The organism is Colwellia sp. 5_MG-2023 (genome assembly GCF_030547795.1).
GTDB lineage: Bacteria > Pseudomonadota > Gammaproteobacteria > Enterobacterales > Alteromonadaceae > Colwellia.
Genome location: NZ_JAUOPW010000009.1, coordinates 1 through 25,252, shown reverse-complemented (window position 1 = coordinate 25,252; position 25,252 = coordinate 1). Strand labels below are relative to the sequence as shown.

General features: G+C 36.0%; 23 protein-coding genes and 1 pseudogene. 8 read left to right on the top strand and 16 right to left on the bottom strand.

Annotation, left to right across the window (positions count from 1 at the left end):
• Positions 1 to 19: 19 nt before the first annotated feature.
• The 14 genes from Q4496_RS08485 to Q4496_RS08420 all read right to left on the bottom strand — a co-directional run bounded on the left by Q4496_RS08485 (position 20) and on the right by Q4496_RS08420 (position 16,812).
• Positions 20 to 745 carry a DUF6602 domain-containing protein gene (locus Q4496_RS08485; RefSeq protein WP_303610245.1) on the bottom strand — a complete coding sequence of 242 codons (726 nt, stop codon included), beginning with the start codon at positions 743 to 745 and terminating at the stop codon, positions 20 to 22.
• Complete coding sequence (locus Q4496_RS08480; protein WP_303610244.1) at positions 738 to 1,676, bottom strand: ATP-binding protein; 939 nt, start codon at positions 1,674 to 1,676, stop codon at positions 738 to 740. The genes Q4496_RS08485 and Q4496_RS08480 overlap by 8 nt, the downstream gene beginning before the upstream one ends.
• Positions 1,677 to 1,678: 2 nt before the next feature.
• Complete coding sequence (locus Q4496_RS08475; protein WP_303610243.1) at positions 1,679 to 2,185, bottom strand: hypothetical protein; 507 nt, start codon at positions 2,183 to 2,185, stop codon at positions 1,679 to 1,681.
• Between the two features lie 3 nt (positions 2,186 to 2,188).
• Positions 2,189 to 3,154 carry a CBASS oligonucleotide cyclase gene (locus Q4496_RS08470; RefSeq protein WP_303610242.1) on the bottom strand — a complete coding sequence of 322 codons (966 nt, stop codon included), beginning with the start codon at positions 3,152 to 3,154 and terminating at the stop codon, positions 2,189 to 2,191.
• Positions 3,155 to 3,208: 54 nt separating this feature from the next.
• Positions 3,209 to 3,385: a hypothetical protein gene (locus Q4496_RS08465; RefSeq protein WP_303610241.1), complete on the bottom strand. Its 177-nt coding sequence runs from the start codon at positions 3,383 to 3,385 to the stop codon at positions 3,209 to 3,211.
• A 136-nt stretch (positions 3,386 to 3,521) separates the two neighbouring features.
• Positions 3,522 to 4,073 (bottom strand): DNA-binding protein, encoded by a 552-nt coding sequence (locus Q4496_RS08460; protein WP_303610240.1) that lies wholly within the window; start codon positions 4,071 to 4,073, stop codon positions 3,522 to 3,524.
• 22 nt (positions 4,074 to 4,095) lie between these two features.
• The gene (locus tag Q4496_RS08455) at positions 4,096 to 5,181 is read right to left on the bottom strand and encodes an ATP-binding protein (protein WP_303610239.1); all 1,086 of its coding nucleotides are present in this window, start codon (positions 5,179 to 5,181) and stop codon (positions 4,096 to 4,098) included.
• Positions 5,182 to 5,193: 12 nt separating this feature from the next.
• Positions 5,194 to 8,235: a type I restriction endonuclease subunit R gene (locus Q4496_RS08450; RefSeq protein WP_303610238.1), complete on the bottom strand. Its 3,042-nt coding sequence runs from the start codon at positions 8,233 to 8,235 to the stop codon at positions 5,194 to 5,196.
• 2 nt (positions 8,236 to 8,237) lie between these two features.
• Entirely contained in the window at positions 8,238 to 10,292 is a 2,055-nt protein-coding gene (locus tag Q4496_RS08445; RefSeq protein ID WP_303610237.1) for a DUF262 domain-containing HNH endonuclease family protein, read from the bottom strand.
• Complete coding sequence (locus Q4496_RS08440) at positions 10,285 to 11,892, bottom strand: DUF262 domain-containing protein (RefSeq protein WP_303610236.1); 1,608 nt, start codon at positions 11,890 to 11,892, stop codon at positions 10,285 to 10,287. Before Q4496_RS08440 ends, Q4496_RS08445 begins: the two co-directional genes overlap by 8 nt.
• Before the next feature lie 12 nt (positions 11,893 to 11,904).
• On the bottom strand, positions 11,905 to 13,221 hold the full coding sequence (locus tag Q4496_RS08435) for a restriction endonuclease subunit S (protein ID WP_303610235.1): 1,317 nt from the start codon (positions 13,219 to 13,221) through the stop codon (positions 11,905 to 11,907).
• 2 nt (positions 13,222 to 13,223) lie between these two features.
• Positions 13,224 to 15,698, bottom strand: coding sequence for a class I SAM-dependent DNA methyltransferase (locus tag Q4496_RS08430; RefSeq protein WP_303610234.1), 2,475 nt, complete (start codon positions 15,696 to 15,698; stop codon positions 13,224 to 13,226).
• 26 nt (positions 15,699 to 15,724) lie between these two features.
• Positions 15,725 to 15,901, bottom strand: a complete 177-nt coding sequence (locus tag Q4496_RS08425) for a hypothetical protein (protein ID WP_303610233.1) — start codon at positions 15,899 to 15,901, stop codon at positions 15,725 to 15,727.
• 41 nt (positions 15,902 to 15,942) lie between these two features.
• Entirely contained in the window at positions 15,943 to 16,812 is an 870-nt protein-coding gene (locus Q4496_RS08420; RefSeq protein WP_303610232.1) for a WYL domain-containing protein, read from the bottom strand.
• Between the two features lie 129 nt (positions 16,813 to 16,941).
• On the opposite strand from Q4496_RS08420, the gene Q4496_RS08415 reads away from it, so the two are divergent.
• The 3 genes and pseudogenes from Q4496_RS08415 to Q4496_RS08405 all read left to right on the top strand — a co-directional run.
• Complete coding sequence (locus Q4496_RS08415) at positions 16,942 to 17,196, top strand: hypothetical protein (protein WP_303610231.1); 255 nt, start codon at positions 16,942 to 16,944, stop codon at positions 17,194 to 17,196.
• A gap of 13 nt (positions 17,197 to 17,209) precedes the next feature.
• The gene (locus Q4496_RS08410) at positions 17,210 to 17,539 is read left to right on the top strand and encodes a hypothetical protein (RefSeq protein ID WP_303610230.1); all 330 of its coding nucleotides are present in this window, start codon (positions 17,210 to 17,212) and stop codon (positions 17,537 to 17,539) included.
• A 266-nt stretch (positions 17,540 to 17,805) separates the two neighbouring features.
• Positions 17,806 to 17,946, top strand: a pseudogene (locus Q4496_RS08405) (thioredoxin-dependent thiol peroxidase); the annotation flags it as partial.
• A gap of 143 nt (positions 17,947 to 18,089) precedes the next feature.
• On the opposite strand, the gene Q4496_RS08400 reads toward Q4496_RS08405, so the two are convergent.
• Positions 18,090 to 19,160: an AI-2E family transporter gene (locus tag Q4496_RS08400; RefSeq protein WP_215972774.1), complete on the bottom strand. Its 1,071-nt coding sequence runs from the start codon at positions 19,158 to 19,160 to the stop codon at positions 18,090 to 18,092.
• A gap of 49 nt (positions 19,161 to 19,209) precedes the next feature.
• Positions 19,210 to 19,434: a sulfurtransferase TusA family protein gene (locus Q4496_RS08395; protein ID WP_215972773.1), complete on the bottom strand. Its 225-nt coding sequence runs from the start codon at positions 19,432 to 19,434 to the stop codon at positions 19,210 to 19,212.
• Positions 19,435 to 19,668: 234 nt separating this feature from the next.
• Between Q4496_RS08395 and Q4496_RS08390 the strand changes: the two genes are divergently transcribed.
• The 5 genes from Q4496_RS08390 to Q4496_RS08370 all read left to right on the top strand — a co-directional run.
• Entirely contained in the window at positions 19,669 to 21,135 is a 1,467-nt protein-coding gene (locus Q4496_RS08390) for a M48 family metalloprotease (protein ID WP_252727450.1), read from the top strand.
• Between the two features lie 29 nt (positions 21,136 to 21,164).
• Positions 21,165 to 21,506 carry an arsenate reductase (glutaredoxin) gene (gene arsC / locus Q4496_RS08385; protein WP_215972772.1) on the top strand — a complete coding sequence of 114 codons (342 nt, stop codon included), beginning with the start codon at positions 21,165 to 21,167 and terminating at the stop codon, positions 21,504 to 21,506.
• A gap of 32 nt (positions 21,507 to 21,538) precedes the next feature.
• Positions 21,539 to 21,940: a DUF2069 domain-containing protein gene (locus Q4496_RS08380; protein ID WP_215972771.1), complete on the top strand. Its 402-nt coding sequence runs from the start codon at positions 21,539 to 21,541 to the stop codon at positions 21,938 to 21,940.
• A 36-nt stretch (positions 21,941 to 21,976) separates the two neighbouring features.
• A complete protein-coding gene (locus tag Q4496_RS08375; RefSeq protein ID WP_303610229.1) occupies positions 21,977 to 23,878 on the top strand; it encodes a hypothetical protein in 1,902 nt (633 codons plus the stop codon).
• 337 nt (positions 23,879 to 24,215) lie between these two features.
• On the top strand, positions 24,216 to 25,252 hold a 1,037-nt coding region (locus Q4496_RS08370; RefSeq protein WP_303610228.1), incomplete at its 3' end, for a cache domain-containing protein.

Sequence of the window (25,252 nt, the reverse complement as noted above, 5' to 3'; positions counted from 1 at the left end):
CCCCCAAAGGTTTTATTTTCTATTCAGCATTTAAAATATTTGCGTACGCATTCCAATCTATCGCAGCAACAGTGCCCAATGATTGAAGTTTGCCTAATAAACTAAATAGAAAAAACATTAGGTTATTCTCTGATTGATGTTTCCTGATCGTTTGTGCATCAAGAACATATGTCCCTCCGGCCAATGAACAGCCAATATCTAATATTGAGTCTTTTTCTATCGGTAAATTCCCATCAAAAGATTTACTTGATACTCCAGCAGACCATTCACAATTAGCAGCTAGAATACCGCAGACTATATTAAAAGGCTCTTTAGCATCTTTGACTCCTGAGACTGTTGTTACTGGAACACTTGTTCTAGATAGCACACGTACTGACTTTGCCTTACTCCCAGCATATTCAAGATAAGCCTTACTTAATGTAGGTTTACATTCGAAGGCAGCATAAACAGCTTCAGCTGGAATATACTTGTGGCCTTGTTGTATCAATAACATTGGTGTGTACTGTGGATCAAAAATAACGATATCAATTTGATCACTCTTATTCCCATGGCTATCAATCACTATACCTTTATCAACACCATAACGTTTGGGCAAATAATTTCTCAGGATATCAATCCAGCTATCTTCATGTATATCGCCTTTAGTACCGGGGTGTTCAACCCCTCTTGATGCTCTTTTTAAATCATGGTGTAAATCAGTCTGAACATCCTCAAAAACACCTTTCAGCCATTTATTGTCACTCATTATTCAAGCTCACAAATGGAGGAGTTGGTACTATCGACATCGCAACCTCAATAGCTCTTTCATCTGTAACAGCTTTATTAGGAAAAGCATCTAATATTATTGATGGTACAAGTCGCTGAGTAATATCTGAAAAGGAAAAACCAAAGTTACGTTCATTTGAGCTGCCTGTTAGGCTGGCTATTTTATTTAAGGTTGCATAGCTTAAATTAAACGGAGCTAACGTTTGCTCAATAACAGCTTTACGTTGTTCAGCTGTCGGCCTTTTAAATGGTAAAATTTCTGCCGCTCTTCTTTTGACAGCAGGATCTAACGAATCAAGTCGATTGGTACACATAATCACTGCCGCAGGTAAGCCTTCGCTAGCAAGAGAATCAATTCCACGAATAAAAGCATTTACACCTGCACGATCTTCATGATGCATTTGCTCAGACTCTCTAGACTGAGCTAGTGCATCAGCCTCATCAATTAAAAGAATAACAGCACCTCTAGCTTTACCTGTTTCACTTTTAAATTTTTTAGCTAAGTCTTTTGTTTGTTGAAATGCAGATGTTACCAATTGAGTCATTTCTCCAACGCGACCTTGTCCTCTTGAAGATAAACTTAACGGTAATAATGTAATATCAATATCGTTTAAGCGTGCTACCTTATCTCCAATACTTTCAGCTAATGCTGTTTTACCTGAACCTACATCACCAGCTAAAACAATCAAAGGAGGCCTGTTGATAATGGACTCTAAAGCTTCAAAATGGTCTCCGTGAAACTTTTTAATCCAGCTTTCCATAGAGGCTGGCTTTACCAATATAGACAACATTTTAGTTAACCTTAACTTATACTCGTCAAGCCCTATCAATCGTTCTAATTTCATTTGAGCTTCAAAGTCAGGAAACTCTCTACTATTTTCAAATAAGCTTTTAGCTTCTAATGTTGTCATAATTAATAACTCCTTAAAGATTTTCTCGACAGACTTCTTTCACCTGAAGAATATGTTTTATCACTATCAAAACAACCTGAAACTCCAGGTTCATCTGCTCCTACACGCTGGACTGGTAATGACTTTTTAAAATCAGCCCTCTCACTATCTGAAAGCGAGAAATACTTGTCTGTGTATGACACATAACTATGAAAATAAGCATTAGAAACATCTGCATTAGCACTTAGTGCCCCTGGTGTATCATCAACGCCACTCGCTATTTCACTTGCTGTGTAAGTGAAGGTTGGTTCTATCCAGCTACCATCTTTTTGGAAGCCAAATGTCGCTTTATTTAAGTAACCATGCTTCAATAACTGTGCTATTTCTTCCTCAAAATCAGCTATCTGAACGCTATTAGGCTTATCATAAAACCTTTGCATTCTACGTAAGTCAGCTGAAACTTTTGCTGACATATGGCGAGCATGAGTAATAGTAAAAGTATTCGATACTGTTGATGTAAAACTGCTCATAACTTACCCCGAAAATGATGGACCAAATACTGTTTGCCAGTATTGAATAGTCAAAGTTTTATTAGGAGCGAATTCAGCAGCATCAATAGCATCACCAGCATTCATTGCAGCTTCCACGATTAAGTCAGCTTGGTATCTTGTATATAAATTACTAACATTATTTTCTGCATTTACCGGATCAATGATTTCAACAGGATCATTAAAAGTATTTACTTCAGCTGCATTATAGTAATCTTCAAATAGTATCTTTTCTTCTAAATTAGACTTAACTATGTAAGTGAAAAACGCTTGTAAAGCTTCAACATAATTTGAGAAATCAACCCCGTTATCAGATAATTTAGCTAATATCATTTCAACCATAAAAGATTTAAACCTAAATCCTTCAACTTCTCTTTTTTGTTTTCTAGCCCAATACTTAACTAACCTTACTACCTGGGAAAAATGTTCTGGTTGATGATCTTTACGTTTTTTGGCAAATTCCAAATGCAAAGGAATACTCGTTTCTAAATAACTACCATCTGCTTGACTAACTAAAAAGCCACGCCAGTCTGGCTTGCCTTCATAGATAATAGGAACAAGGTCAACATCTAACCCAGTACCTTTAAATGAAACGCAAATGCTATATGTTTGACGCTTAATTTGATCATATGAAAAATTTGGGTAAGCTTTTCTGATTTTTTCTTCTAGGTAATCTAATAAATCATTTAACGAAGTTGAAGAATCAACACCTGATACATAGACTGCCACATCGATATCATTAAGCATTTTTAGGGCTGTTCCCTTTGCTAAGCTACCAGACAGTTGCATTCTTTTTAATGCAAAGTCAGGGTGTTCTTTAAGGTAGCCATCTAATTTCTCTCTTAAGTTTCTTGCTTGTTTACGAAACTTATCAGCCTTATCCTTAGGCAGATTAACTTTATCTTTTGCGAACTGACATAGCTCTTTATGGTTTATATGATCTAGCGACATAACAACTCCTCACTTATTGAGTAGTAATAAGAAAATAATACTTGATTCTATTCATCACTTTTTCTCCTTTCTAACACCTTTGAAAGGAGTTTTATCAGTTGTTTTAACATCCATGAAACGCCCTGTATCAGCATCTCTTTTAACCCAATGCCCGCTTTGAGTTTGCGTTTGAGATCTGCTTCTTACTGCGCCTTTGCGATGTCCATCGCCTTTTGGTGGGTTTGTAGCCATTATAGCCTCCTGGTTTCTGGTTAAGTTAATCACATTTATCAGAGTTTTTAAAAAAGATCCCTCATGGGATCGTCTACTAATTTACACCTTACTTCTGGTTAACACAAGCAGATTTATCAGAATAGTTAAAAAAAAGCTACAAAATAGCTTTATAGACAAATTCTAAGCCTCCTGATTCAGCGACTTCTTTATGACCGAGAACTAAACCAATGTTATGTAGTTTTTTTAACTTACCGCTAGCATTCTGAGCTGAAACATCAAAATGTTTAGACACTGTAGATGTTGTAACTTGATTTTTATCAACTACAAACTCCAATAGTTCTTTAACAGTATTACTCAGCTTGCTTCCGATAACATCAAAACCATTATCAGATTTAACTAAGATTGGCTGATCTTTTGCAATAGCCCCATATGACCAGTTATCTAGTAAGTCTTTATTAGGAATATCGATAAGATAAAAGCCTTTTTCTCCTTTTAATGCCTTAGCTAAAGAAATTATGCTCTCTCTTGGAAAGGATGCGTCTGTAAATTTCATCCCCTCTAAGCTGATAGCAAAAAAGTCGCAAGATGGATTTTCATCTACGATTTTACTAATCTTTACGAAGGCTTCTCTCCCTTCATCGTTTCCAAAAGCATGATCACATTCAACCACATCTTTTAGAAGTATTTTATAAGTTCTCTCTTTCATCTGCTTAAGTTTATTATATTTATCAGAAATTATCTATATAGAAGTCAAAACAAATATGAGTTCCAGAAATCTTAGACAAGTTTTGAGTTATATTTGAACTTATTTTATCCCCATTAATATATTCAAGTTCGATAGAGAAATCTTCTTGTCGAATCGAAATAAGAGCCCTGTCTTTTGTGGCATGCTCTCTACTGCTTTTAAAGCCTAACCCTCTACCTTTTCCATATCTGCTCACTTCACCTTTAGTAAATGCATGTAGAACGAGTTGGGCATTATTTTCGCTATTATCGACTCGGTATTTTTTATATAGCTTAGGGTGTGTTTCTTTTAAAGTAGAACGTAAAGTGGCTGCAATACCAACTCCACTGTCTGAAACTATTGTTTGAATATGCTTATTCTTGCCTTTATAAAGCTGAAGGCCAGCTAAACCAATAATTTTACTATCACTATGATCCTTAACATTACCTATTAATTCAGAAAAAACGGTCTTGGCTGCTAAAGCGTATTGTTCCGAAGAATTTTCAATAAACCTTTCACCAAGAAGTATTATTAACTCTCGATTTCTTTCGTTAGGATCTATATCTCCTAACTCCAGCATCGTCTTGCTATTACCTTGATAACGTTTTGCCAAAGAAGATTTAGGTCTAGCAGGAATAGTTTTAATTTTGTCATCTAGATAATCAAAAAATCCATTACGGCTAAAAAAGTTTAAAGTATTACGGCACTCGCCCATATCAATAGTAATATTGTAACCACCATCTTTTAACTGGTTAGCCAATGCTAGAAAGCGAGCTATAGCGATGAGTAAAAATTTACAGTCCTCAGGAAAAATAAAATGTATTTCTTTTAAAGAGTCGATTGAATCTACATTCAGCGGCTTTAGCGATTTTTCAAATATATGTTCATCAACCCACTTACTAGGAAACTCAACTTTTGTGATAGAAACTTGTTTTAACGTCCAACAATGATCGTCATCTTTTTCAAATGAGTCTAAATTTTTACTTAAAAAAGAGTTTACTACTTTACGTTCTTCCCCAATATTTCTGGCTATCTGACGACCTGTTAAACCTGGCTTAACTTTTAAAACGTCCTTGATATCATCAAACATAATAATTCCTTTTTATAATCCAATACTTCTTTGCATACTTTGCGTCCACGAGGCTTTAAAGGCGCTATCTCCTGCAAACAACTTATAAAGCTCAAGCTCATCTTTACGCCTTGCTAACATGACTTCTTTAAGCATTTTTTCAAACGCTAATTCTCGGTTATGTGGATCAGGGTTGTTTTGGTATTTAGCTTCAAAATCAGGGTGACTTTTCACACTTTCAGCAATGTTTATAAATTTAACTTTTTGCTCTTCAGGTGTTGCACTCCAGCCTTGAAACCATCTTTCGTTAAAGTTTTTAATGATTTCGTCTAGTGGATCTTTTTCATCATCACCGCCATGAGCACCGCGAGGGTTAGGGTTTTGTGGATCTAATTCAGTTTCACCATCATCTAAGCCAATACCATAGTTGAGCTTTACACGCTGTAAGCCGTAAGAGCTTAAGTCAACAGAGTCTAACAATGCATCAAGCTTTTCTGAATCAGGATCTTTAACGATTAACTTTGGAATTAAGAACTTAAGGAACCAAAATAGCTTTTCCCACGCAACAATTTCATAAGGCATGATTGAAGCCATCTGCCCGTAAATTTTCACAAATTGTTTAGCTTTGATCTTAAAATCGACTTTATCGTCATCTTCTAGCTCTAATTCAAAATTAAATCGATTAGCAGCAGTATCAATAATTGGGCTTAAGGTTTGAGCGTCTTCATTATCAAAGTAGCGCTTAACGAAGTCTTCAACTTCGTACCATTCATAAACGCCAATATCGTCCATCGCATCTTTTAGCTCATGTAATACATTTACATCAGTTGCTTCAGATAAAGTCGTTGAAGTATAAAATGGGTCAAATGCCGTTTTTATCTCATCAACACTATTAAAGAAATCTAGTACAAATAAATCCTCAGTCTTTTTACCAAGCTTAGGTGCAGAGCGATTTAAGCGTGATAATGTTTGTACACAAAGCACGCTTGCTAACTTTTTATCTACGTACATAGAACAAAGCTTTGGCTGATCAAAACCCGTTAGGTATTTATTGGCCACAACCAACAAGCGATACTCATCAGTATCAAACTTATCTTTTGTTTCACTCTCGGCAAAACCATTCATTTCAGCTTCAGTATACTCAATGCCATCAACTTCTTTGGTGCCAGAAAATGCTATCGCTATTTTAAATGGGCTACCTTGGGCTTCTATCACTCGTTTTAAGGCTTTGTAATAGCGAATAGCGGTTACAATATTTTGTGTAACAACCATACCTTTGCCTTTACCACGTAGCTTTTTGGCATTTACTACATGCGGAATAAAATGCTCAAGCATAATTTCAGCTTTGGTATCTATGGTCTGTTGGCTGGTTTCAACGTAGGCACGTAATCGTTTTTGCGCTTTTTTAGTATCAAATTCAGGATTGTCTTGAATCGATTTTTCTATCTCGTAATAACTTTTATAGGTAGTGTAATTGGCAATAACATCAAGAATAAAGCCTTCTTCAATCGCTTGTTTCATCGAATATAAATGAAATGGCTTAAAACTACCGTCTTCTTGTTTTTGGCCAAACTTTTCTAAGGTGCTGTTTTTAGGCGTTGCAGTAAAAGCTAAATATGAAGCATTGCCTCGCATTTTACGTGAGCGCATCGCTTGCAGTACTTTATCTTGCGCATCTTCAGCTTCCTCTACTTCAGTTTTCCCCATCGCTCTGTTCATATTGTCGTGGGCAGAGCCAGACTGAGAGCTATGTGCCTCATCAATAATCACAGCAAAACGTTTATCACTTAAATCACTGATGCCATCAATAATAAATGGGAACTTTTGAATAGTGGTAATGATAATTTTCTTACCATTTTCCAAGGCTGATTTAAGCTCAGATGATTTAAATGCAGGGGCAACAATGTTTTTAACTTCAGAGAATTCTTTAATGTTATCTCTAAGTTGTTTATCAAGTAATCGTCTATCAGTAACCACGATTACTGAGTCAAATAGCGGTTGTTCAACACCTTTACTACCTTGAGTATCAGGACTAGCTGGATACGTTTCTATTAACTGATAGGCAGCCCAAGTAATTGAGTTCGACTTACCGGAACCGGCAGAGTGCTGAATTAAATAAGTATGGCCAACACCGTTAGTTGAAGCATGATCAATTAAGCGGCGAACAACATCCATCTGGTGATAGCGTGGAAAGAATAAGGTTCGTTTTTTCAAATCATCTTTGCTACTGCCATCTAAACGAACAAAGTGCTGGATGATGTTAGCAAGACTAGCTTTCGTAAAGACCTTTTCCCATAAGTAGCTTGTCTTGTGGCCGCCATTTCCATGTAAAGAGGTATTTGGTGGATTACCCTGACCATGATTATTACCTTTATTAAACGGTAAAAAGAAGGTGCTTTTCCCTGCTAACTTGGTGGTCATATACACTTCATCAGTATCAACAGCCATATGCACTAAACAACGACCAAACTGCAATAACGACTGCGAGGTGTCTCTATCATTACGATACTGCTTTTGACCATGGTAACGGGCATTTTGGCCGGTCCATGCATTCTTCAGTTCTAGTGTTATCAACGGAATACCATTGATAAACAGCACCATATCAATTTCTTGTAACGGATTAGTTTTTGAATACCTTATTTGGCGCGTTGAGCTAAATATATTGGCATTAAAGTTCTGTTTAACAGAATCACTACTACTAGCTAATGGCGCTGGATACATCAGATTTAAATGCGCATCTTCAACACTTAAGCCTTTTTTAAGCAAATGCAAAATGCCATATTTTTTGATCAGTCTATCAAAACGCTCAAGTACTTTTCGCTCCCAGTCATTAGGGCTATTTTTCTTTAGTTTTTCTAGCTCTTGCTCTTGAGTGTCTTGTAAAAACTGCCAAAAGTAGTTGGTATCTATAGCGTAATGCATATCAAAATCAGCAGGATAACCAAGTTTGTACAGCGTATTGTTATAGCCAGGTGCAGCTTCCTGCACTCCTGCTTTTAAATCTTCTAAACACGTACCAGTTAAGTGCTTTTCAATTGCTGCTTCTAAAGCTTGTTCATTTGTTTGGCTAACCATAATTATTCCTTGTTACCGTAATGCATTGCTAATGTACTCAACATTTCTTTCTGATGTTGTTTTATTTGATCTTCTTGCCAATCGTTTTGTTCTTTTAATAATTTGAACATGGCTTTTAATTTTAAAGAGTCATATTGTGGCTTAGCTTCAAAATCAACCAACTTCTTCTTAACCGCTTGATTGCTGTATGACGAGTTTTCACCTGGACTTAATAAAACTAAATTACCAAATGCATCTAAGAAGTCTCGTTCCAACATGTTTTGATGCTCTTCATGCTGAGGATATACGTGCTCAACAGAGTTCTTAGCCGTTATACGGTATTTTTTAAACTGTTCTAGCTGCCTATCTGGCTCTTGTTTCCATAATATATATTCTAGTTTTTGAAACCAATAATGTTCAAAACTAGTACCTCTCGCTTGGGCAAAATAATCAACGTTTGCTTGCCAAAAATTTACTTCAGGTTGCTGTTGTTTTGCTTGTTTGAAGCTAGCTGTTTTTTGAGTTTCCGACTCACCAGCCAATGATAAATCGTTATCAATTTTCTCAAGCAAGGCTATAGCTTGTGAATCTTCAGTTATATTATCTTTCATCAAGCCTGCGATGAAAGGCGTGATCCAATACTGAGCACTGCGTTCACCAGTAAAGTTACGCACACTTTGCAGCATCACTAATTCGTTTAACTCTTTTTGAGTACGGTTAATGTACTGTTTTCCACTTGATTCGCTTCTTGTCAGATAAGTTAAGCGCAACTGTTCATCATCACTATCATCACGCTCAACCCACTTAACTACCCAACGGTCAAACTGATAACGCACTTGCCACAACGTTTTTATAAATTCTTTAACTTCTTCTTCACTTGCTTTAGTAAGCGGCTCAAAAGTTTCCAGTAACTTATCGGCGTGTACACGAGGTAGAACATCGTCTGAACCATCTTTTAACTCAACAGCTCGGTGTGCTAAGTAAATTCGATAAGCGTGGATAAGTAATAACGGAAAACTAATAATTGGGCGACAATAAACGGTTTCGGTTTCTAAATCGTAGGTACCAGAATCCTGCTCGTTGCCATGATCCGTGTTTGTACTAGCATCAATGTTTTTATCTGTGTCCGCTGCACTTGCTTTCAATTGCTCTGCTAACTGCAAAATGGTTAAGCCCTGCTTATGCGCAGCACTACCTGAATTTTTCACAAATAACGCTTCATCAAAACAAGCTAAATGTTCTGATTTAATATCATTCCACGGTGCGTTAGGAAAAACTTTACGTACATTACGTTCAAAGTAGTTTTCCATGTGTTCGCATGCTAACCACATAGCATCGAATAAAGGCTTATCTGTAGAAACCTGTTTAAGAAGTTTTGATTTTAATATATCGGCCTGTTCAAGCTGTATACCAGCAGTATTCATGGTGGCAAATAAACGATTTAAATCCATTTGCTGAGGCACAATATTATTCACCCATTGCACATTCTTAAAAATGTAATCACCTAATAAGATACGGTCTTCATCTTTGAGCGCTCTTACTTGTTGTTCTAACACTTGTAACGCTGCATATATGCGTTTTAAATATGGGTTTTCACCAATGGCTTCTAGCCCTGGAAATACATAATCATCTAAGCCAGCTAAACTACCTAATAAGTGTTGAACTTGATCACGAATAGTAAATTGCAGTCTCGGTTGCTTTTTAAAAGCCGCAATACCGGCAATAGCTGAATCAACTTTTGCCATTTTAAAGGCAAGCGCAATAAGCATTAACGTAGTGGTGCGTTGCTGCCCATCAATTAGCTCATAAATACTATTACCATCTTCATCTTGCTCTATTGAAGTAAGCACCGTACCAATAAAGTAATTAGGCTCTTTTGCAACACGAGCATCATTTATATCTTTAAATAGCTTTAATACAGCTTCATCTGGCCAAACATAGGGACGCTGATAACTTGGAATACTAAATTGATATTCATTGCTTTGAATGTAATTTAACGTGAGCACTTGTGTTTCAACATGATGTTGTGTCACCTGACATCCTTTTGCATTAGCTTCATCTGTAAATACATTACCCATGTTGCTCTCCATTATTTTTGCGCATGCTCATCTGATTCGCAGCTACTGTTTCAGTGCCTAAAGGAAGGATATAAGCATCCAACCCTGCGGTATAAGTGTTAGCAAGTGCTTGAGCTGAGCCACCTTCAATTACCTCTATTCCAAAATGCTTTAATACGTTAATTATAAAGCGTTTTTTTACACTGTTTTTATCAACGGCTAAGTTGGCGGGGTCAGCTTTAAAGCTAAAACGATCTAAGTAATCGAAACACATGTTTGGTGTATAACTGGCTGCAATCCAGTCAAGTACAGGGTTATCACGGACAAACGCTGATATAGAGTTTTCTCTCACCGCTTTTTGATTGCTTACTCTTGGGGAGTAGATAACCCGAAACAGTTTCTTCGCAGCTATGTCTAATTGCTGTTCGCCAAATTGGCTAATGTAAATAAGCAGTGCAGTATCGTATAACCCTTTTACATAGCTACAACCGTCAAGTTCGCAGATCAGGTTTTGATAAAAGTGAGAAAAGCGTACAAGGGTATTTTCTCCTTGATTTCCCCCTTTAACGGAAGTTTTTGCAGTTATCTTTTTGTTTTTGACCTTATTGTTTTTAACTAGACTGGTTAAGTATTTGCTTCTTAATTGTTCAAAATAGCTTAAGTAGTGAATGGTATTAATACCACTATTTAATGGCTGTCTTAGTTCATAACCTTGTTGTGCTTGTTTATCTATTTGACCACCATCAGGTAAATATGCTCGCTCAAACCGACCAAAGGCTATGTCATCACCCTTGCCCGTAGTTTCTCCAAGCTCATTGACTACAGCACTTCTTACTAAATGGGGTTGACGATGAGAAGGTACATTACGGTTATACAGTTTTTGCCAGTAGCGCCCCTTAATTAATGAACCAACCACAGGGTTTAAATCGCCTAATGCTTCCCATTTAGCAGCAAACTCATTTTGACTTTGGCGTGCAATGGCTCTGAGGTGATGGGCTTTAATAATGTCTGGACCACTGAGCCTGACGCCGCCTGTATTCTGAGTTTCAAAAAAGCGATAAGCATCATCTTCACTGCGAGTAACAACCAGCGTTAGATTGATTTTATTGGCATCAAATGTGGTAATTTGGCTAGCATTACTGCTTGTTGAGTATTCCTGTAACCAAGTCAAATTTTGCAGTATTTGTTGTTGTGACTCTGGTGAGTCGTAGCTTAAAGAAAGTTCAAAATGGCCTGAGTCAAAAGAGCTTGGTTCAAATGCATCTTGTTCATTATCTTGATTAGCCAAACTTTGCACATAGGCAATTAACGCTAACGTGGTTAAGCGTTGCTGACCGTCAATAATATTTAGCTGACCATTTTCAGCTGACTGGTGCAAAATAACACTACCTAGGTAATAACCATAAGCACTATTGCTTTGTGTTAAAGCGCTTTGTGCCAAATCAGCTAAATAAAGCTGATAATCACTTAACAGTTTTTTTATTTGCACCTCGCCCCAACGATAAGGGCGCTGATACTCAGGTATGGCTAATTCGCCATGAATTTCAGTGTTATTAGCACTAACAATACTTTCATTACTGAATAACTGCGCTAAGGTACAACTTGCCACTTCAACCGACATACCACTTCCTTGTTAGTTAATTTCTAAATCCACTTCAGGTACTTTAATTTTACCTGTTACCGCGCTGTTGATTAGCGTGGTTTTGTATTCTTTGAGTTTTTCGATTTGTTGAATTTGTAAATCAATTGCTACTTCGGTTTTTTTAGTTTCATTTTCAATATAAGTAACAATTTTGGCTTGCTCATTCATAGGCGGTTTAGGTATTGGGTATTTTTTTAAATCTCCGCACGTAATGGCTCCCTTAGTGCTACCTAACCCCGAAGAATCTCCTCTAATTTGACTATACATCCCTCTTAAATAAACCAATACGAATAATGGATTTATCTTCGCTTCATTAACCTCAATATAAGCAAGGTGCTGATTAATAGTCGTTTTGATTTTGCTTATAGCAACCATCCCTCTTGTTTTACCTTCTCCTGTTATTGCCATAACAAGGCTACCTGGTTCTATAAGTGGTAAATGACAATCTCGGACAGCCCTTGGGGTTACAAATTGATCTGCTACAGTTATTATCCCATCGTTTACTTTTGAGCTGTTTAACCAAGGAATAACCCCATCCTTCCAAAAAGGTATCGAGGCTCTACTAGGTGTACAACCATTTCCAATATTAGATATGAAACCTAATTTAGTTACTTCCCACGCCTTTGGTACTTGTCCAATCCAATCGGCGCCTGAGTCTTTCATAGGTGCATTAGGATTCAAGCCTTTAGTAACAGCATGCTGGATGATGATTTGCTTGCGTTCTTTTAACAGCTCAATTTGCTTTTCTTTGATGGCAATCGCTTCATCAATCTGTGCTGTTTTTTTATCGAGAAAGCTGGCAATGGCGGTTTGTTCTGCCATAGGAGGCTGTAAAAGCAGGCTGTTAGCTATATGATTAAAGTTAATTGTTTGGCGCACACCTGAGCCTAGTAATTTCATATAAGCTACATCATATCTATGCAGTAAATACTTAAAATATTCTTTACTCATATCTACTTTATTTTTTAGAACGATATACCCCGCACTAACTACAACATCAATTTCCGACAACCCAATTCTCAAACTGATTAAATCGTAATTAAGGTTAAGAGGATTTATTAAAAACTCACCGTTTAATACCTCTTGATACGAAGCTTTAGTTGAGTGTGGAATTTTATCATCATCTTTAGTGACGACTTTACCAAAACTAATCGAGCCACAATTTAAACTCATATTCTGAGTATGCTTTTTCTCGAAGAAAACATGCTTTAGTTTTTTTACTTCCCAATGTTCAGGTACTTCGCTTATCCAGCCTTCACCAGAATCTTTATATGCCTCATACTTAGGCATAGTCGTTAGTTCACCCATAACTACGCTCCATGTACTTTAGCAATATCAACACCAAGAATATCAGCAATTAATCCTTCGGCTTTTTGCTCAAGGCTAATGATATCAGTCGCCACGTCATCCATTGCACGCAAAGGTTTGTGCTGGTAGAAGTATTTATTGAAGCTGATCTCATAACCAATTTTGGTGCTATCCAGGTTTATCCAAGCCTCACTAACATGAGGTTGAACTTCATCAAGGAAATATTGGTGGATTTCAGAGTTTTCGCTATCATTACCTTCGTTGTAAGTTAGCGGTATAGATTCAGCATCACGTAAATCAGAATTTGACTCATAAGTAGTGAACTCATTTTTAGTGCCTGTAGCGTAATAACCAAAGTCAGCCATCACCTCAGATAAAGAGCCAGTTTGCTCGCAACCCAAGTAATGTAATAATTCATCAAGTTTGTCTTGTTTAAACTTAACGACTTTCTTAACTACTTTTTCAGCATTTTCGTCGTACCAACTCATGGCATTAACAACTGTGGTGTAAAAAGCTTTGCGTTTATTTGATTTAATATCAGCTAATACATCAGCTGATACTTCTTTAAATTGAGCTTCCACATCAGCTTTAAATAAGTTGTAATCGCTATATTCATTGGTAATGGTTTCAGCAAGCTTGTTTGCAAGTTCAACAAGCAACTTACCATTTAGCCAAGTATCGGTTGAAAGCAACTTAACTTTCGCTTTAGCGTTTAGGTTAATGTCGTTATCTTCACACCAAGCGATTATTTCCTTTTCTTTTTCTTTGCTATTAGCAGTAAAAAAGTCAGCTTGATAAACCTTGTCGCCATATTCTGCAAAAAGGTGCTCCATTGGCTCACGAAGAGTTTTGTCAAAACGCAGCGGTACAATAAGTTCGTCTTTAAACTGAGCACTTCGTCTGTCTGGGCGTTCAATATTTACTTTGTAGTAACCAAAATCATCATTATTGAATACTTTGGCTGCAATACCTGTAGGATCTTTATCTTCCGTTAATTGGCGCTCAACACTTGCAGAATCAAGATAGGTTTGGGTAATTTCAGTAATATGTTCAGGTGAAAACTCACAGTTTTTATTACCTAAGTTTTTACGCAGTTTTTTAAACAACAAACTTGCGTCAATCAGTTGTACCCTGCCTTTGCGCTCTTGCGGCTTGTTATTGTTAAGTAGCCAAATATAGGTGGTGATACCTGTGTTGTAGAACAAGTTATTAGGTAGTTGCACTATGGCATCTAACATATCGTTTTCGATAATGTAACGGCGAATGTTACTTTCGCCTGAGCCTGCATCACCGGTAAATAAACTAGAGCCGTTATGAACCGAGGCAATACGAGAGCCTAAAGGACTAGTAGCGGTAGATTTCATCTTGCTAACCATTTCCATTAGAAACAGTAATTGGCCGTCTGATGAACGTGGTGTGGCGTCAACAAAGCCTTCTTTTGGTAAATTTCCCCAGTAATCTTTTAGCACAACCTGAAAGCGTGAGTCGATTACGTCTGAGCCTTCTTTAATATGTTTTTGTTCACTTGCCCAGCTCTTACCGTATGGTGGGTTAGATAAGCAAAAATCAAAGCGTTGGCCTGCAAATTCGTCAGTAGAAAGGGTTGAACCTACTTTAATATTTTTAGGATCGTTGCCTTTGATCATCATGTCTGACTTACAAATAGCGTAAGTTTCGTCGTTGATCTCTTTACCGTATAAATTAATATCGCGGGTGGTATTTTCTACTGGGTATTTTTCATTAATAAAGTTTTGCGTTTCGGTAAGCATACCGCCACTACCACAAGCTGGGTCATAACACGTTAATGTTAGTGGTAAGTCTGATTTGATTGGGTCAAATACAAGGTGAGTCATTAACTCAATTACTTCACGTGGGGTAAAGTGCTCACCAGCCTCTTCGTTGTTATCTTCATTAAATTTACGAATGAGCTCTTCAAACACATAACCCATACCTAAATTACTTAAGGCTGGTAATTTGTTACCTTCTGGATCTTCAACCTCATCAGGCGTTAAGTTGATATATGGAGACACAAATTTCTCTAGTACATCAAGCAGTACATCTTTACCTGCCATGTGTTGAAACTGAGACTTTAGGTTAAAGCATTCAATAATCTCTTTAACGTTAGCACTAAAACCGTTTAGGTATTCTTCAATATTCGCCAAAATGATTTGGCGGTTATTGGTTGCGGTTTCTTTAATGCTGGTTAATGTCCATTTAGAGGTGTTGTAAAACACATAACCTGCGGCATCAGTTAAAGGTGCATCATCAAGCTCTGTTGCTTCCATTTCCTCAACTTGAAATTTAACTTCATCAAGTACCGCTTGTTTAGTGGGCTCTAGTAAGGTATCTAAACGGCGTAATACCACCATAGGTAAAATTACGTCACGGTATTTACCACGTACGTATACATCACGCAGGCAGTCGTCAGCAATTGACCAGATAAAAGAGATAAGTTTGTTATGTGCGCTGTGATCCATTTGTATTCCAATAATATTGATTAGCACTAATGTGCTTTGTTAAGCGGTGAGTTATTGCCAAAAACGTTGTGGATCGCTAGCTCTTCACTCTCGCCACTTTCCATACGTTGTTTCACTTCATCGAGCATCGCTTGTTGTATGTCTTTGCTTGGTAAATTTTTAAGGGCTAAGTTTAATACGTCCGATATATCTATTTCTGCCATGACTTCTTCCCCAATTTATATACTTAACTTTAAATTCGTTTTTAATTTTGCTGATATCCCGGTGCTATAGCGAGGTTTTCAGCACCGTATAATGTTTGAATGTTTTGTAAATAGAGCTGATACTCGGGACCTGAAAGTGAACCACTTTCAGAACAGTCCACGTTCCAACGTCTTAATAAATAACCTGCCATTGCGGCACGCACGTTAACTTCTAATATGCCTTTTTCCATCCCGAAATCGAGCTTAATGGCGGTTGGGTGCTTAACGTTATTTGGGTGCGGAATAATTTGTAACGGCACTATACGCATCCATTGATGATCTTCTAATTTATCTTCTTCAGGGGATGGAGTCTGTGCCAGAATTGTAACTTTGGTAATGCGAGTTAATACAAAGTCTCTGAATGATTTTGATTTACGATCATACGCTCTTAAATGCCAACGTAAGCCGTTATCTACTATTGAATGAGGCACTAATTCTCTTGCACCTGAACCACTGCTTAAAGACGTATATATAATGCCAATAGGCTTTTGGTTGATAATCGCTTGAGATAACTTAGCGATAATATCAATATCAGGCACGTTTAATGGGCTTGGCGATTCAATAGGGAATGAAGTATCACCAATAGAGTCAAAACCATAGCTAATGTTATTCGCTAACTTAATAAGCGTGCGGCGAGCATCATGTTTAAATATAGGCTTGAATTGCGTGGTGATGAAGTATTTTTTCTCTACGTTGTCATACGCCATATTCTCAGGCGCATTATCTTTATAGAACTTTAAATCTCTGGTTGCTGCGGCTAGGCCTAATTCGAAATGACTAACTATTTCACTGCGAGTTACCATCCCAGAAAAATAAAGCTTAAAGTCGATATAAGCTAGGCGCTGCTTCTGTGCAAAACTGAAATTTTCCATTCGATAAATCTGATTCTATTGACATTTTCTATTCGAGTTGAAATAGTATGTCTCATTATGAGTTAGACAGCAAATAGATTTTATGCTTTAGTGTTGATACAGATCATCACTATTTAAAAGCTTAAGTTTATGTCCAATCAAAACGGCAAACCTTCTACAGAAAAACATACTAATTTAGCCGAACTTGAACATTTAAATGCTGAGCATTTTGATATGTATCAGGAGTTGATGAAGCAATTTAAATTGGATGATCGGCTGTGCCAAGAGTGGCTCACTAAACCTAAACCTTTTTTGCAAGGGAAGTCACCGTTTGAGCAGCTGTCGATTAATCCTGATGAAGTGATGGGAATGTTGATTCGCATGAGAACAGGTGATTTTTCATAAGGAATAGCCGTCTATGAATATTCTCTTTTTATGTACTAGTAATATACAACGAAGCAAAACTGCTGAAGAGTTGTTTCGTGCTGCCAATAATAACCACCAATACAAATCAGCTGGCCTTAGCGAAAAATATGTAAGTAAAGCTAATTCTACTCTTTGTACCGTAGAAATGTTGCAATGGGCTGATCAAGTATATGTATTTGAAAAGCAACATATTGAACGCATTCAAAAGCACACGGGGGATGTTTATTTACCTAAAATAAGCAACTTAGACATCTCAGATGATTATCAATATTTTGAGAGGGATCTTATATTACTGCTGCTTGAGAGGATTAAGTTAACGTAATTAATAGGCTACCGATTTACCGAGATTACAGAAAGATATGATAATTAAAATATTAGAGGAAGCAGATAATGCCTAAGAGTATATTCATTTTTATGATAAATTTTTTGATGAAATCATCAAAAAATGAGACATTTCTCTAAAATTTATGATAAATTTTTAGAGCTGAATAAATACACAATAATTTTAACTTAACACACTGTTAAAGATAGTTTTTTATTGCCTATATCATAATTTTAGTCATAAACACTTTCCAAGGTTAAATGATTATGGGTAAAGAATACGACGGCATTCACCGTTTAAGTTTTCTAATTGGCTTAGATGGTAAAATAGCGCATGTATTTAACAAGTTCAAAACGAAAGATCATCACCAAGTAGTAATTGATTACTTAACTGAAAACCAAGCTTAAGCGTTAATATTGATAAAGTCTACCATATGTTAATTATGGAGACTTTATCAATGAAAAGCGTTTATTTATCTATCACTATCTGTAATATCGCTGGTTTCACAGCACAAACAACAATAGCCGCTTTATGTTACTTGCTAGTTAAGTTAATTTATAGATTCAAAGTCTTCCTGTGTTGAAGACCAAGCATTAATCACTGCTTTAACTAATGTTGCTAAAGGTATCGCGAAAAATATTCCCCAAAATCCCCATAAACCACCAAAGAGTATTACAGCAATAATTATAGTGACAGGGTGAAGGTTAACGGCTTCTGAAAATAATAATGGCACTATTACATTACCGTCTATGGCTTGAATAATCCCATAAGCCAACATTACATATCCTAGCTCTTGACTAAAACCAAACTGAAACAAGGCAACTAGAAAAACAGGAATAGTTACAATCGTTGCTCCAACATAAGGCACTAATACTGACAAACCAACTAATACGCCTAATAAAACAGAATATCGTAAATCAAGAAATACAAATGCGATAGTGGTAGAAGCGCCAACAATAAGAATTTCAATTACTTTACCGCGTATATAATTTAATATTTGCTGATTCATTTCTTTACCAACTGCAGTCGCCATACGACGCTCTTTAGGTAAGAATCGACTGAAAGTAGCAAACAAATCTTGCTTATCTTTCAGAAAAAAGAACACCATCAGAGGCACTAAAATAAGATAAACCATTAAGGCTACAATATCAGAAATAGAATTAAGAGACGCCTTAAGTGCAACTTCCCCCCATTCAAGGGACTTATCTTTAATTGTATTAATAAAAGTTTCAATCTGTGAAGCTTGAATAATATCTGGATATTTTTCAGGTAACGTTAATAAATATTTTTGTCCTTCAGTCACCATGTTTGGTACTTCTTGCAATAAATTACTACTTTGTTGCCAGATAATTGGCATCAAGCCAAGCAGAGAAATTAATGATATCCCGACAAAACTTGCTACAATAACAACGGTTGAACCAGTTCTGGAAAGTTTTAAAGCCACCAATTTATTGACAGGTAGATCTAATAAAAAAGCAATTCCTAACGCAACAAGTACTGGCATTAATAAATGACTAAATAAGGCGAGGAATAAAAATAGACCGAGCAAAATAACCACAAGCGTAACAGCATGAGGGTCTGAAAACTTACGGGTATACCAGTCGCTAAAAAGCTTAAACATATATTTCCTTTACTCCACTGTGTTTTATTATATTTTACATTAATTAAATTTAATTATTTTTAGATAACGTTATTTCTACAATGTTATTGCCAATAATATTTTGCTTAAAACCATACCCTAACTTAGACAATAATTTAGGTATACTTTCTTTAGAGCCTGAATCACGTATTTTTAACACACAAACATCATCTTTAGTCATTTTCTTCAAAATCAAGCGTAACTGAACCAATGGAAGTGGACACTTTTCTTGACTAGCATCATATTGAAAGATCATTATTTAGTTCTTTTTTTTAACAAGGTAATCTGCGACAATCAATTTGATATCTTATCTTAACTGTTCTTATATAAATAGCTAAATGAACAGCTTACTCAAACAACTTAATTTATAATAATTTAATTTTTAACCGAATCTTTCTTCATAATCGGTGTCAAAGAATGATGGGTATTTAGCATTAATATACTGCTTTTATTTATATCATTCTCATAAAACTAATTACAGGATTACATATTGTTTAACATAAAACCTTTATTAATAGGCATTGCTATCACCACGTTAATAGCAAATACGTTTAATTTAGATGCCGAGGCCCATGGGCAAAACAATAAAAACAAATTACCTGAGATAGGTATTTCGGGTTTTAGTGTCCTCTCTTTAGATAAAGAGGGACAAATAGGTACAGCAATGATGCGCCAACTTCGTGCCACTCAGCCTGTCATTCAAGATCCCGTTTTAATAGAATACATCAATCATTTAGGCAATCAACTAGTTAAGAATGCTAATGATGTTAATTATCCGTTTGAATTTTTTTTAATTAACAATGATGAACTCAACGCATTTGCTTTTTTTGGTGGTCATGTTGGTATTCATAGTGGTTTATTAACAACTGCTGATAATGAAAGTGAGCTTGCATCTGTTATAGCTCATGAAATATCTCATGTTACACAACGTCATTTAGCACGCCGTTTGGAATCACAAAGTAATAGCCAATCGTTAACGATGGCAGGAATGGTTTCAGGTATATTACTTGCCCTAGTCAATCCTACCGTTGGCATGGCGGCATTAAGTGCTTCTATGGCTGCTTCTCAACAAGCCAGTATCAATTATACTCGTAGTAATGAAAAAGAAGCCGATAGAGTTGGTATTGCTTTGCTAGCAAACAGTAATTTTGATCCTCAAGGTGCTCCAAGTTTCTTTGCTAAGATGTCTGAGAAATACCGCTACGCCAGTAAACCACCTGCAATGTTACTTACACATCCTTTACCTGAATCACGAATAGCCGACGCAAGACAACGTGCTCATAATTACCCAATACGTCGTTTAGCTCCAAGTCTCAACTTTGAATTAGCTAAGTCTAGAATTCAAGCTCGATATCAAGGTAACCCGAACGACAATATTGCCTATTTTGCACGACAATTACGAACGCAAAGTTATGCTGTAGAGGCTGGTGCAAAATATGGATTAGCGTTATCATATTTCGAAAATAAAAATTATGAACAAGCTAAAAGTATTTTAGAAGCTCTAAGGCAAGAAGATAAAAATAATCTATTTTATATTGATGCGCTAACTGATGTTTATTTATCATTAAAAGAATATGACAAAGCAATATCCATGTTAAGTGAATTAAGTTTATTGATGCCGAACAATCAAGTTATTAGTTTAAATCATGCTAATGCGTTACTTACTGCTGGTAAATATGAACAAGCTGCAAGTGTTCTTCAAGATTTTTTAATCGTTAGTCCAGAGAACTTTATTGCTTATGATATTTTAACAAAAGTTTATAGAAAACAAGAAAATAAAGGCTTAATGCATATAACAAACGCTGAGGTATTAGCTTTATTGGGTGCATATAAAAAAGCCGTAGATGAATTACAAACAAGTTATGATTTTATTGAAGGACAACCGCTTTTACAAAAACGCGTAAAAGCTAGAATATTACAACTTCAAGAACAAGAGAATAAGCTGAAACGTTTATAATACTAACCCTTACTGATTAAGAATATATTATGTTAACAATTTACCACAACCCAAGATGTTCAAAAAGCAGACAAACTCTTGAGCTGATTAAAGAAAATTCACAAAAAGAGATTAAAGTTATTGAATATCTTAAAGAGCCACTAACCGAAGCAGAAATTGAAACAATATTATCCTTACTATCTTGTACTCCTATCGAAATGATGCGAGTAAAGGAAGCTGAGTTTAAGGAGCAAAACCTAAGTAAAGCCGATGATAAAACACTGATAGCGGCAATGGTTGCTACACCAAAATTAATTGAACGCCCTATTGTAAGTGATGGTAATAAAGCCGTGATAGGTAGACCGCCACAAAATGCCCTAGCTTTATGCTAACTTTGCTCTAGATTAAAGGTTATAAGCAATAAATGAAAACTCAAAAAATCTCTACCCCAAACCTCAGAAAATTAGCCTTATTTGGCTATTTTTCTTTACTTATTTTTATGCCTTTATGGTTGCTTGTATTATCACCGAGCGAAAGTTTAAGCGCTTTAACAACATTTCTATTATTTATTTTGCCACTACTCTTCCCTATGAAGGGAATTTTACAAGGTAATCCATTTACCCATGCTTGGGCAAATTTCATTGTATTAATTTACTTTTTACACTCATTAACTACATTATGGGTCTTACCAAGTGATAGAATTTGGGCGCTATTAGAGCTTATATTTGCTTCTACTATGTTTTTAGGATGTAGCTATTATGCAAAATATAAAGGACAAGAACTTGGACTTAGTATTCGTAAACCTAAAACGGATAAAGCTGATTAACTTGGTTGTTTTATCTGCACTTAAAGGATTCAAAGCATGACATTTAAAAATACTTTCTTACACTTAACACTTTCATCAACACTCATGTTGTCAGCTTGCGGTGGTGGAAGCTCTCAATCTGATAATACTAATAATGTTGATACTATAGGAAGTATTTTGCAACTTGAAGACTCACTTTCAATAAACCAAGGTGTAGATTTAATTTTGTATTTCCCTGATGGTGACTTAACCAATATACAGTGGCAACAAACAGCTGGTGACGCTGTAGACTTGCTTGCTCCTAAAAGTAAAGCTATAGGGTTTACACCTGCTAGCGCAGGAGAATATAGTTTTTCGGTAAGTTTTAATAATGATGGTGGTGCAAGTCAAACATTAACAAAAACTATCACGGTAACAGGGGAATCAAGTTTAATCACCACACGATTAGCACATGAAGTACGTAGCGGTAATAAAGTATCCTTAAGAGCTGAAATTAATGAAGACATTGATAGTAATTTATTAAATTGGGAACAAGTTGCTGGTCCTACTGTGACATTAACTGATAGTGACACTAACGGAAAATTAGCAATTTTTTTCGATGCACCACAAGTTAATAAAGATACTTATCTGAGCTTTACAGCCTCAATTTCCTCAGATGGAGTAAAATATAGTGATACAGTAACAATACTTGTTGAATCAGCTGATACGATCAGCAATAACGCTTATTTTGAGACACGCGTTGCTAAGGTATTCTCTTACAATAAATCTAGCCCTTATAAAGATGATTTAGTTGATTGTGTATACTCAAATGCCTTAACGAGTTCTTGTACGCTAAATAAATTACCTCTTATTGCGAGTGAGGTTCAAAACGCTGCAGATATTCCATCTGTAGATACCATTATGGATCGAGTTGTTGTATCCCACCAATGGATGGGGGAAAAGTTTAAATCGTTTTTAATTAATAATGATCCTCATGATGATATAAAACGCCTACTTAGAGCAACAACTGCAATTGTTATCAGCTACGATGTTCGTCCCTCATTTTACTGGGCGGCAACAGGTGCTATTTATCTTGATGCCAATAATTTTTGGTTAACTGCGCAAGAGCGAGACACAATAAATGAAGCTCCAGATTATCGTGCTGATTTTGGAAACGATCTTCAATTTGTAATGCCTTGGCGCTATGTAAAAGATAATGATTACGCTTATTCTACTATTCCTAGTTCAGTACGTACTGACCGAACCGAAAGTGATGGTCTGTATCGACTTACATCTTTAATGTACCATGAATTAGCCCATGCAAATGATTTTTTTCCTAGTAGTCGATGGTCAACCTACTCTTCTTCACAACGTATATTAGATGCTGCTGTTAGCAATAATACAGAATCAGACAACTTGTCTGTAGCGTACCCTCTGCAAAGTCAAACGATGCGTGATTTGGCTCAAGTTAGCTTTGCTGGTGAAAGTGCCACCAATACACAAAAATCCTATTTACCAACAGATATAGAAATAATTTTTAGCCCTGATTCTGCCACCGACTTTTATGCTTATTCAAGTTTACGAGAAGATTACGCCATGTTGTTTGAAGAATTGATGATGCAAAAACGTTTTAATATTTTTAGAGATGTTGCAATAACAAATCAACCTATTGGTGATACTATTTCCAGTAGTGATTATAAGGTTACCTGGGGTCAACGCGGTAGAATAGGCGAACAAGATATTAAACCTAGAGTATTATTTAGTGCTAGCCGAGTATTACCTGAATTTGATAGTGAAACCGCTTTACTAAATGTACCTACCCCTATTCAAATGACAAGTGGTAATGATTGGATAGAAAATTTAACCATAGGCCCGATACAATCCAATAACCTTAAAAATGCCAAACGTGTATTTACAACCAAACAAGATCAACAAGCTATCCCCTATTTGTATCATCATAAGCCATTGCCCAAGCATTAATTTAAACATCAAACTTTGACATCAAAAGCAGTAAGAAATATTATTAGAGAGCGTAAATAATAGTAATATTTCTTACAATTCGCTAGAATCGACTAAGTAAAGTATGTGTAGATTTGGTTTAGTTCACATCACTTGTGATTACCATTTTGCTCTTCTTTTAGAGTTTACTCTAATAATAAAACAAAAAATTTACACTCACTTCTTTGTAGAAATAACTAATTTATCTATACTCCTTGATAAATAAAAAATTATTTAAAAATAAGCATGTAAGGGCTTCCAATCGATTTAAGGTTAGCTTTACCTTCTTAAAAAAACACTCTAACTGGTAAGGAATATCATGAACACACTCAGTATTAAGCAAAGGATTTTGTTGCTTTCAATTGCTCCTATAACAGTCGCTGTTCTAGTGGTTATGTTTTTGGTCAATATCCAACTTAAAGAACTTGGTGAAGAACAAGTTCAAAATACTAAAAGTACAATGATGGAGGATAAACGAGCAACCCTTAAAAATTATGTTGATATATCATTGTCTGCCGTGAGCAGTTTAGTTGAACAAGCGAGTGGGATTAATGATGAGCAAATAAAAAATGTAGTTGCCGGCTATTTACGTAATATTGTTTTTGAAGAGTCTAAAGATGGTTATATTTTTATTTATAAATACGATGGTATAAACATTGCGCATAAAGAAAAGCCGGAGCTTGAAGGCAAAAATCTTTATAATTTAAAAGATCCAAACGGTGTGCTTGTTATTAAGGAATTAATAGATAAAGCACAAGATGGTGGTGGCTATGTAGAATATATGTGGCATAAACCATCTAAAGATATGGAAGTAACTAAATTAGGTTATGCTAAATCTATTGATAAATTTCAATGGATGGTAGGTTCAGGTTTCTATATTGATGATATTGAAGATGAGATTGCTAGTATTCGTTTAAAAGTGAATGCTAGTATTAATAAAGCCATGTTGCTCATTGGGACTGTCGGTGCTTCGTTAATTGCACTTGTAATTTTTATCAGTCTTTATATCTCTGCTAAAATCACCCGACCTTTATGTGACACCGCACTTGCATTAGACGATATTAGCCAAGGCGAAGGTGACCTAACCCGCCGCTTAAAAATATATGCGGAAGATGAAGTTGGACAAGTATCAAAAGGATTCAACTTATTTGTAGATAAAATGCAACAATCAGTTTTAGAAGTGAAGAATGGTATTACTGATCTGAGTAGCTCTTCACATCAGATGGAAACAGTCGTAATAAGCACGAATGGTAATGTCGAAAATCAAAGACAAGAAACGATCCAAGCAGCAACTGCTGTACATGAGATGGCTGCAGCCACACAAGAAATAGCAACAAACGCTGCCAATGCCGCCAG